This window comes from Paracoccus laeviglucosivorans (genome assembly GCF_900182695.1).
Classification (GTDB): domain Bacteria; phylum Pseudomonadota; class Alphaproteobacteria; order Rhodobacterales; family Rhodobacteraceae; genus Paracoccus; species Paracoccus laeviglucosivorans.
Genome location: NZ_FXTK01000049.1, coordinates 1 through 9,282, shown reverse-complemented (window position 1 = coordinate 9,282; position 9,282 = coordinate 1). Strand labels below are relative to the sequence as shown.

At 60.9% G+C, this 9,282-nt stretch carries 10 protein-coding genes and 1 pseudogene; 6 read left to right on the top strand and 5 right to left on the bottom strand.

Translation table 11 applies throughout. The features are described 5' to 3' along the window. The first annotated feature begins 153 nt into the window (after positions 1 to 153). Positions 154 to 612, top strand: a complete 459-nt coding sequence (locus tag FN835_RS20590) for a PIN domain-containing protein (RefSeq protein WP_246098830.1) — start codon at positions 154 to 156, stop codon at positions 610 to 612. A 533-nt stretch (positions 613 to 1,145) separates the two neighbouring features. Here FN835_RS20590 and FN835_RS20585 read toward each other — a convergent pair. Beyond that, the gene (locus tag FN835_RS20585; RefSeq protein WP_142665106.1) at positions 1,146 to 1,412 is read right to left on the bottom strand and encodes a hypothetical protein; all 267 of its coding nucleotides are present in this window, start codon (positions 1,410 to 1,412) and stop codon (positions 1,146 to 1,148) included. A gap of 226 nt (positions 1,413 to 1,638) precedes the next feature. Between FN835_RS20585 and FN835_RS20580 the strand changes: the two genes are divergently transcribed. Beyond that, the gene (locus tag FN835_RS20580; protein WP_142665105.1) at positions 1,639 to 2,145 is read left to right on the top strand and encodes a DUF892 family protein; all 507 of its coding nucleotides are present in this window, start codon (positions 1,639 to 1,641) and stop codon (positions 2,143 to 2,145) included. Between the two features lie 66 nt (positions 2,146 to 2,211). On the opposite strand, the gene FN835_RS21820 is transcribed toward FN835_RS20580, so the two are convergent. The 4 genes from FN835_RS21820 to FN835_RS20560 all read right to left on the bottom strand — a co-directional run bounded on the left by FN835_RS21820 (position 2,212) and on the right by FN835_RS20560 (position 6,580). Further along, on the bottom strand, positions 2,212 to 2,436 hold the full coding sequence (locus tag FN835_RS21820) for a cold-shock protein (protein ID WP_425467501.1): 225 nt from the start codon (positions 2,434 to 2,436) through the stop codon (positions 2,212 to 2,214). 264 nt (positions 2,437 to 2,700) lie between these two features. Next, the gene (locus FN835_RS20570) at positions 2,701 to 4,029 is read right to left on the bottom strand and encodes a chloride channel protein (protein ID WP_142665104.1); all 1,329 of its coding nucleotides are present in this window, start codon (positions 4,027 to 4,029) and stop codon (positions 2,701 to 2,703) included. A 122-nt stretch (positions 4,030 to 4,151) separates the two neighbouring features. After that, positions 4,152 to 5,381, bottom strand: coding sequence for a DUF2254 domain-containing protein (locus tag FN835_RS20565; RefSeq protein ID WP_142665103.1), 1,230 nt, complete (start codon positions 5,379 to 5,381; stop codon positions 4,152 to 4,154). A gap of 764 nt (positions 5,382 to 6,145) precedes the next feature. Continuing rightward, a complete protein-coding gene (locus FN835_RS20560; protein ID WP_185958788.1) occupies positions 6,146 to 6,580 on the bottom strand; it encodes a MarR family winged helix-turn-helix transcriptional regulator in 435 nt (144 codons plus the stop codon). 268 nt (positions 6,581 to 6,848) lie between these two features. Between FN835_RS20560 and ectA the strand changes: the two genes are divergently transcribed. The 4 genes and pseudogenes from ectA to FN835_RS20540 all read left to right on the top strand — a co-directional run. Then, the gene (gene ectA, locus FN835_RS20555) at positions 6,849 to 7,394 is read left to right on the top strand and encodes a diaminobutyrate acetyltransferase (RefSeq protein WP_221930507.1); all 546 of its coding nucleotides are present in this window, start codon (positions 6,849 to 6,851) and stop codon (positions 7,392 to 7,394) included. 13 nt (positions 7,395 to 7,407) lie between these two features. Then, positions 7,408 to 8,676, top strand: coding sequence for a diaminobutyrate--2-oxoglutarate transaminase (gene ectB / locus FN835_RS20550; protein WP_142665101.1), 1,269 nt, complete (start codon positions 7,408 to 7,410; stop codon positions 8,674 to 8,676). A gap of 10 nt (positions 8,677 to 8,686) precedes the next feature. After that, on the top strand, positions 8,687 to 9,079 hold the full coding sequence (locus FN835_RS20545) for an ectoine synthase (protein WP_142665100.1): 393 nt from the start codon (positions 8,687 to 8,689) through the stop codon (positions 9,077 to 9,079). A gap of 12 nt (positions 9,080 to 9,091) precedes the next feature. Beyond that, a pseudogene (locus tag FN835_RS20540) lies at positions 9,092 to 9,282 on the top strand (ectoine hydroxylase); the annotation flags it as partial.

The following is a 9,282-nucleotide window of genomic DNA, read 5'->3' as shown; positions in this document are numbered from 1 at the left end:
CGCGGATGGCCTCAAGAGCCACCTTCGCCTTGAACTCTGCAGAATAGCGCTTGCGTTTCGTCATTTCAGATTGGTTCTTCCTCAGGCGCTAAAGCTTAGCCTCTGGTCCGAAATCTTGCGACCACCTCTCTTTACCGTCCTCGGTGGTCCGAAATGACCTTCGATATTGAGTTCGAGCGTCACTTCCTACGCCTGAAGCCCGGTCAGCAGGAGTTCTTCATGCGTTTGAAGAACGCGATGGGGCGGGCTTTTCCGGAAGCTCTAATAAACGAGGACGCGCAGATCATGGCATCGCTGGCGCTTCCGGACACCGATGACAGACATGTCCTTGCGGCAGCCATTCAGACAAGCGCCGGTGTGATTGTCACAAGGAACCTTAAGGATTTCCCGGCCGAAGTTCTTGCGGTGCATAATGTCGAAGCCAAGAGCGATGACGATTTCATCTCTGACTGCATCGACATGAGCCCCATACAGGCGGCTCGTGCTCTGCGCACGATGCGCGAACGGTTCAAGCGACCGGAGGTCGATCCCGGCGCAATGCTACTAAGGATGGAGCAGATTGGCTTACCCCAGGCCGCTGCGATGCTGGCGCCTTACCAGGAGCTGCTTTAGCGAGGCTTGGCTTGCGCCTTTCAGGCAAAATATCCAGCCACCCTTTTTTGCGGTCCTCGGCGATCTCAGCAATTCATTCTCGCAACAAATGCTACCACGGTGCGGGCCCGATGCCCTGTCCGCTGGGGGCATTGCGCAACCCGGCACCGCAGCGCGGTCATGGGTCGGAGGCCGGGCTGGCGCGGCCCGCAGCGAAGCGAGGACACGGGCCCGGCCGCAGACGACGCGCCTGCGCGGCGCTTGCCCCTTGATCCGACCGGACGGCGGATGCGAGGCGGACTTTATGTGATCAGAAAAGACTGCGGCGCCGGGGTGAGCCGGGCCCCTGCCCGGTCGATCCCCGGCTCCGGCATTTGCCTGATCTGGCCCGCGCGTGCGCGGGCTGCCTTATTCGAACAGCGGGACCGGGAAATCTACACTGCCTGCTTCGATGAAGCCTGACCCCCGCGATCTAGCCGGCGCTTGATTGCTTGCCCGACATCATCACTGCCCGCCATTGATCAGCCGGCGGCGGGTTCTGCATCTTTCCAGTATCAAACCGTGGCGCGTGGCGAAATCCGCCGCAGCGTCAGATCGAATGTGTCTTCGGTTTTCATGCCAGGTGTGGACTGTGTCGGATGTGCGCTTTCCAGAACCACGCGCTCCTTGCGCCCGTCGATCTCGATTTCGCCTTCATGCGGCCCCCGGGTCTGCTCCGGCGGGACGTCGGCCCTGGTTCGAAAGGTGATGTAGTCGCCGCCCGCATCGACAACGCCGTCGATCGGCGGGCTGCCATCCAAAGTCAGCTTGGCTGGGGTCATGAGAGAATCCTCCATCATCGATAGGGATAGAACCACCTCACGTCGCGAATGATCCTCAATGGAGCCACATATTGTCAAAGCTGTTGGTTCTGCTTACCTTTTTGACTGGCTTCAACGCGCCTTAAATCCAGGAATAGGGCCGTCAATATGCAGGCGGTATGAAACGGCGGGAACAGAGCCTGATGTCACGGGTTGTCCTCGCCGCAATCGCGCACAGGAGATGACGATGCCCATCAAGAACCTTCATGATCTCTATCACGACCAACTCCAGGATCTTTACTCTGCGCTCGGCCAATCGCTCGGCATTGTCGGCGACCTCAGCCATGCGGCGCAAAGCCCGGAATTGGCGGAAGCCCTGATCGCCGGTCAAAATGGGATCTCGCGCGGTCTCGAGACTCTGGCGAGCCTCTGCGCCGAGCATGGCATAGATCCGCAAGGCGAACATTGCAAAGGCATGGAAGGCATTGTCGTCGAAGCCCGCAAGCATGCACTCGACGCTGATTTTGCCGATGAAGACACGCAGGATGCGGCGATCATCACGCAATACCAGCGCATGGCGCATTACGCGATCGCGGGCTACGGCTGTGTCCGAACCTTTGCCAATCGGCTCGGGCTCGATGATCAGGGCGCCCGCCTGCAGGAAGAGCTCGATCAGACCTGGGAAGGCGATAAAAAGATGACCGCCCTCGCCGAGGGCGGGATCAATGCCGCAGCGATGGGCAAGGTCGAATAACCCGGCGCTTGCGTCGGGAAAGCATCAGAGGCCGCCTGCCCGGCGGCCTCTGTGATTCAGTCTGCGTCAGATGGCCTTGAGATCCACGGCGCTGTCCTTGCCATTGCGGGCGCGTTCAACCTCGTAGGAGATCTTCTGCCCGTCGGACAGGCCACGCAGTCCGGCGCGTTCCACAGCAGAGATATGCACGAAGACATCGCCGCCGCCGGCATCGGGCTGGATGAAGCCGTAAACCGACTTTCCTGCAAACGAAGGCGCTGCACCTGAAGATGCGGCGAACGACCGCCCGATCTGTAGCGCCGAACTTCTAATAGGCGGTTTTTTGTCCCCAAGCATCGAACGACTGCTTTGGAGAATGCGGCCGTGCAGCATCTCGCTGAGCCGACCGTCAGAAAAGGGTCGACTATAGCCGGAAACACTGGTCCTACCGGTGAGTGGGTCTTTGAGCCAGATCTCGCCGTCGTATTTGAAGCGGGTCCGCAGGGTAAGGCGGGTTTTGCCTGGCAGACCATCCATACTCAGTTGGGCGCAGTAAATGGCCCCGATTGATGGCTGCTATTGTCCGGCAGAACCCCGGCTTTGTCTGATCACATCCGCCAGCCAAAGCCGGGCAAGGCCGTGGTATAGCGGCTCGGGCGACAGCAGGCGCGAGACGCCGAATCCAAGCATGGCCGCAGCCATGATCGGCAATGCATGTGCCTGGGTTGCGGTCATTTCCATGACGATGACGAAAGCGGTCATCGGCGATTGCACGACCCCGGCGAAATAGGCCGCCATACCCAGAACCGCAGCAAATCCAAGCGATGCGCCCAGCATTCCGCCGATCGTGTTGCCCAGTCCCGCCCCGACCGATAGCGAGGGCGCAAAGATCCCCCCCGGAATACCTGAAAGGGTCGAAGCAAGCGTGGCGATCACCTTGGCAAGTAAAAATCCTGATGGCAATTCGTCTCCCTGCACGGCAAGAAGGGCTTCGTTGTAGCTCGTGCCAAACACGGATCCCCCGGTCAGCAGTCCGGTGACCGCGACCATCAGTCCCGCGGCTCCGGCGATCAGCAAAAGCTTTCGCTTGGTGGATGCCGGTTTCCAGCGGCGCATGCGCCGCGTCAGATACAGCACCGATCGGCTGAACGTCGCGCCCAGAACGCCACCTGCAATGCCGACTGCCGCGACCAGTAGCCAGTCATGGGGCAAGTGGCTGGTCGCGTTTGCGGGGCCAAGATAGGTGTAGCTGCCTGAAATCGCCAGCGCGGCAATCCCCGCAATAACCACCGTGGACAGAACCAATCCATTCGTACGGCTTTGATAGGTCCGCGCCATTTCCTCGATGGCGAAGACGATCCCGGCCAGCGGCGTGTTGAATGCCGCCGCGATCCCTGCTGCCGAGCCCGCAAGGATCAACCCCCTGGCTTGGGCGAGATGGCCCAGCCGCGCGCTGGCCAACATGATCGCCGCGCCGATCTGGACGGTCGGCCCCTCGCGGCCGATGGACGCTCCGAACAGCAGCCCCCACAGGGTCAGCAGGAACTTCCCTGCCGCAATCCGCAGCGTTAGCAGCCGCCAGCGATCGTTGCCCTCCAGCGCCCTTGCGGCCATAGCCTGCGGGATGCCGCTGCCTTGCGATCCGGGGAAATAGCGCTGCGCCAGCCATGCTGAGGACACGAAACCGAACGGCACGGCCAGCAGCAGCCAGAGCGCGGTGCCGCCGCCGGACACATGGCGAAACAGCTCGGCCACGGCATCGGCCAGCCATGCAAAGGCGGTGCTGACCACGCCGACCGCGACCGCACCGCACCAGAAAACCACGCGGCCCCGCCACTGCTCGCGCCCCTGAACCATGGCGCGAGAACGTCGGATGACGCGAAGGCTTCGTCTTGCTGCGGACATGCGGGTGATCCGTCGATATTCAGGGCGCATCCATCTGGCAGATGCGGCATCCTGTGTTCAAACCGGGTGGCTGCTCCTTCCCACGCATTCGCGCAAAAGGCAAGTCTGCCGCCCTCGCGGGCTTAGCTGGGCGAATGCAGACGGGTGATCTGCGCGCGCTCGGTCTCCATCGGCAGCGCGTGGATGGCGCGCGCAGCCGCCAGTTCGGCCTGATCCGCGACGGCTTTGCGGAATGCGGCATCGCCCAATGTGCCGAGCGCCGCCAACGCCTTTTGCAGGCGCACCTGCACCTCGATCAGCCCTGCCCCGTCGCGGGCGATCAGCATGAACGCGTCCTCCAGCATGTCGGCATCCCGCAAAGGGGCGACATGGATGCGGGGGTTGCGCGGCGTGGCCGGGACGCGTTCCCGCCTAGCCCATAGGGTCAGCAGCCGGGTCGCGCGGCCGATCACGTCAATCGCTGTGCCGGGATCGTTCACCGCAGGGGAAAGCGCACGCGAGGCGATTTCGGTCAGCACCACCAGCCCGAAACGCGGATCCTGATCAAAGCTGCGCGCGTCCCCAATGGTGAAGGCGCGTGTGACGCGTTCGACATCCTGCACCTCTGCAGAGAGTTTTGCCAGGACCGTTCCATCATAGATAAAGCTGCCGGGCAGGACCACGACCGAGACGCGGATATCTGCTTTATCCGCGATAGCCTGCAAGGCTGCCGTGTCGATATGCTGCAGATACCCGATCTTCGTTGCCACGACTTCATGCTTGTGCGCCAGATCATCCTCAAGCGGGTGGCATCCCAGCAAAGGGTCGGCGATGCGATCCTCGATCGCACGGCGGGTCGCCTCCTCGACACGGGCAGTCGTTTCACCCACACGGCCTAGCCGGGTGAGGTGGTCGATCCAGCGCAGCAAAGACACCACGATCAGGCCGATGATTCCGATGGTAAAGCAGAACAGCACTGTCCGCCCGCGCTCGCCGTAGGACCCGGTCGCCAACACGATCAGCCCGACTACGGCGAACAGAAACGATCCGATAAAGGCGGACAACGCGTTCTGGGTGACGCGGTCCTCGATCAGCAGCTTGGTGGCGCGGGGCGTGACATTGTTCGTCGCCGAGCCATAGGCCGAGGTCATGACCGACAGCGAAAACGTGGTGACGGCCAGCATGCTGGAGGCGATGATGTTCAATAGCCCGCCGACGGCATCGGCACCGATCCGTCCGGGAAGGCTCCATGGGATGTAGCGCTCGACCACCGCTGCGAAGATTGCGGTCAGGACGCCCAGCAGCCCGATCAGGCTGGTGCGCAGCCAGATGCGCCGCGTCAGGCGCGATACGATCCATTGCCATTTCGTCATTCGATTCCAGCCCTTGTATCCGATTTGCGCGCATGTAGCGATATTGCAAAGCCCAAAGAATGCCGCAGGTTCCAATGGTTGCTGCTGGCAGGCAGGGATAAGGATCGCGCTCGATTGATCTGGCGACACCGCCTTTAGATCAATCATCATACTGGCTGGCTGAGATCACCGGCACGTGGCACATCTCGTTGAGCACCCGCTTCCGACCCAGCACTCAGGAGCATTAACGGCGACCGTTTCGCCGAATCTTAGATCATCCTCAGGCAGACCGCATAAGGTTCAAAATAATGAACCTCCTGTCGACTGGTGGATTCAAAGAATGCTGTTAGACTCGTTCGGGCGCTGCGGGCCGGAAACCTCGCTTGCTATCTTCGTGAACTATACGTGCAAGCGAAACCCGCCGGTTGCTGTGCCGCGGCACCCGGCGCGAAGCCCGTACCTGACAATCATCCGCTCGAGAGGATAGCAGACGCAGAAAAAATAGGCTGTCCAGCTTTACGACCAGGGGTGCCAACTTGCGGCGTGGCCGCGGTCCCAAACGCTGCCGGTCGTCTGGTCACTCGGCGCGCCAACATGGGGCCATTCAACGCCTACGCAAATTGCATGCTCCCATACGCCCTTCCGACAATAGCAACTTGCACCTGAGATTCGTAATGGCCGCAAATCTGGGCTTTGCGCGAACTAACGCTCAAGACGGGCTGTCGTGATGTCCTATCGCCATCATGTTGGTAATTCCGGCGACGGCCCTGGCTGACCGATCACGATCATTGCTCATTGTCCACGTCCGGCTCGGCGGCATGCATCATGCCGGCCACGCGCTCCAATGCGGCGACGAGCATAGCCTGTTCCCATCGCTGCAAGGCGGCAAATTTCTGGTGAAACTGGGCATTTGCGCTGTCCGGGGCCATTGCCAGCAGCGCATGGCCATGTGGGGTCAGCGATATCCAGGACTGTCTTCGGTCAGCTTCGCCCTTGCGGCGCGAGATGACACGCGCGTTTTCCAGTTTTTGGATCAGCACGGTGGCAGTGGCCTGCGTGATCCCCATCATCCCCGCGATCCTGCCCGCCGTGGCTTCGCCCGTCTCCTCAAGCAGATGCATAAAGACCAACTGCGACGGCGTCAGACCGGTCTGACGCATAACGGCCTTTTCACTGCTTTCCGAGTTACGGACAATCTGGCGCAACGCGGTCAGTGCCATCTTGAACCTGTCTTCCATCACCAGCCCGATACTTGTTCCAGCGACGGATCATAACAATGGCCATCGCCTAGCCAAGCCTACCAGTTTAGTTAGAGTAAACTAAGATATTTTTTGGATAGATGTTAAGAAAGTGTGTATATTTTACGTTAAATCACAGTATTTTATCCGGTACATGGTGAAAATAAGCGGACCTATCCATCAAACTTAGTTGACTCTTAATTCGTAAAGCCTAAGTATGCGCCGGTCGCAGCAAGGAAAAGGAGGGCAAGTGGCCCCGACTCACCCCATATCGACCCGTATGACGCCATCCGCAGATATCGTCTTCCGTGCGCCCGGCGTCTTGGATGCTGGCGCAGTACGCAAGCTGATCGCGCAATCCGGAGCGCTGGATCAGAATTCGTTTTACTGTAACATCCTTCAATGCAGCCATTTCGCGCAGACCTGCGTGGTCGCCGAATGCGGCGGTGAGATTCTGGGCTGGACCTCGGGCTATGTGCCGCCGCAACAGCCCGATACCTATTTCGTCTGGCAGATCTGCGTGGCCCCGCACGCCCAAAGCACCGGCCTTGCGCGACGGATGATCCGCTGGGCGCTAGGTCGCCCGGCCTTGCGCGATGTGTCGCAGATCGAATGCACCATCACCGGCGATAATCGCGGATCATGGGCCATGTTCGGAGCGCTTGCGCGCGATCTTGGGGCGCCCGTCGCCTCGGTTCCGCATCTTCTGCGCAATAAACATTTCCGGGGCAACCATCCCAGCGAAGACAAGGTCACCATCGGACCTTTTGGCATCGCCCCGGCTCAAGCGGCCTGACAGCGAGGAATTCATGAAAGATCAGATTGACACTTTCGAGCGGATCGAAAGTGAGGTGCGTTCGTATTCCCGTAGCTTTCCTGTGGTCTTTGATCGCGCCCAAGGGGCCACATTGTTCAGCAGCGATGGGCAGGCCCATACCGATTTCCTGTCGGGCTGTTCGTCGCTGAATTACGGCCATAACGACCCCGACCTGAAACAGGCGCTGATTGACTATGTGTCGCGCGACGGGGTCGCGCATGGGCTGGACATGTTCACCGATGCCAAGGAAAGTTTTCTGGCGGATTTCGAACGGATCATCCTGAAACCCCGAAAAATGACCCACCGCGTCCAGTTCACCGGACCCACCGGCGCGAATGCCGTTGAGGCGGCACTGAAACTGGCGCGCAAGGTCACGGGTCGCCATAATGTCATCGCCTTCACCAATGGCTTTCACGGCGTCACCATGGGCGCACTGGCCGTCACCGGAAATGGCAAACATCGCGCAGGGGCCGCGACGCCGCTGTCGGGCGTGACGCGTGCCGCGTTCGACGGCTATTTCGGCCCGGATATCGACACCGCCGATATGTTGGATCAGCAACTGGCCGATCCCTCCAGCGGCGTGGACGCGCCCGCGGCGATCATCGTCGAAACGGTGCAGGGCGAAGGGGGTCTGAACGCGGCATCGCCCGAATGGCTGCGCAAGGTGCAAGACATCGCGCATCGTCACGGTGCGCTGTTCATCATCGATGATATTCAGGCCGGTTGCGGCCGGACAGGAGGCTTTTTCTCGTTCGATGGCATGGCGTTGTCGCCCGATATCGTGACCATGGCGAAATCGCTGTCCGGCATGGGCCTCCCATTGGCCTTGGCCTTGGTGCGTCCAGAACATGACATCTGGTCGCCCGCCGAACATAACGGCACCTTCCGGGGCAATAACCATGCCTTTGTCACGGCCCGCGCAGCCTTGCTGAAATTCTGGGCCGATGACGGCTTTGCCCGGCGCAATGCCGACAACGCGGCCTATCTGCATGATCGCCTGCGCCGCATGGCGCGTGGCATGCCCCTGCGCGGGCGTGGCATGATGGCCGGGATCGACATGGGCAGCGGGGATACCGCAGCCGCCGTCTGCCGCGCCTGTTTCGACGATGGGCTGATCATCGAAACTTCGGGCAACCACGATCAAGTGGTCAAGGTGCTGGCACCGCTGACCATCCCCCGCGCGCAATTCGCCGCCGGGCTGGATGTGCTTGAACGCGCGATCGCCGCCGAAATGGACGGCCTGCGCACCGCTGCAGAATAAGGAGAGTGACATGATCGTCAGGAATTTGAATGACGCCCGCATGACCGACCGGCTGGTCAAGGCCGATGGCTGGGACAGCACCCGACTTGTACTGGCCGAAGACGGGATGGGCTTCAGCTTTCACATCACCCGCATCGCGCCGGGCAGCTCGCACGTGTTTCATTACAAGCATCATTTCGAAAGCGTCTATTGCGTCTCGGGGCAGGGCAGCATCGAGGATCTGGCGACGGGGCAGGTCCATCCGATCCGGCCCGGTGTAATCTATGCGCTGGATCAGCACGACAAGCACCGCCTCAGCGCCGAGACCGAGCTGGTGATGGCCTGCTGTTTCAACCCTCCGGTGACCGGGCAGGAAGTCCATCGCGAAGACGGCTCCTACGCCCCCGTTCCCGAACACGCATAGAAGGGGCCGCATATGTTTGACGCAAAAACCGACGACTATCCCAGCCGCCTGCCGCAGGAACGTTGGCTGGAACGCCATGATCCGGTGGTCTGGCAGGAATGGAACGAGCATGCCCCCCTGACGCGGGCGCAGGCGCAATCCTTTGACCGCGACGGGTTTCTGGTGCTGCACGACCTGTTTTCACCTGCCGAGGTGGTGTCGCT

Coding starts and splice junctions, on each gene's coding strand:
- FN835_RS20590 (WP_246098830.1), top strand. CDS start 154: ATGACCTTCGATATTGAGTTCGAGCGTCACTTCCTACGCCTGAAGCCC.
- FN835_RS20585 (WP_142665106.1), bottom strand. CDS start 1,412: ATGACCCCAGCCAAGCTGACTTTGGATGGCAGCCCGCCGATCGACGGC.
- FN835_RS20580 (WP_142665105.1), top strand. CDS start 1,639: ATGCCCATCAAGAACCTTCATGATCTCTATCACGACCAACTCCAGGAT.
- FN835_RS20570 (WP_142665104.1), bottom strand. CDS start 4,029: ATGTCCGCAGCAAGACGAAGCCTTCGCGTCATCCGACGTTCTCGCGCC.
- FN835_RS20565 (WP_142665103.1), bottom strand. CDS start 5,381: ATGACGAAATGGCAATGGATCGTATCGCGCCTGACGCGGCGCATCTGG.
- FN835_RS20560 (WP_185958788.1), bottom strand. CDS start 6,580: ATGGCACTGACCGCGTTGCGCCAGATTGTCCGTAACTCGGAAAGCAGT.
- ectB (WP_142665101.1), top strand. CDS start 7,408: ATGAAAGATCAGATTGACACTTTCGAGCGGATCGAAAGTGAGGTGCGT.
- FN835_RS20545 (WP_142665100.1), top strand. CDS start 8,687: ATGATCGTCAGGAATTTGAATGACGCCCGCATGACCGACCGGCTGGTC.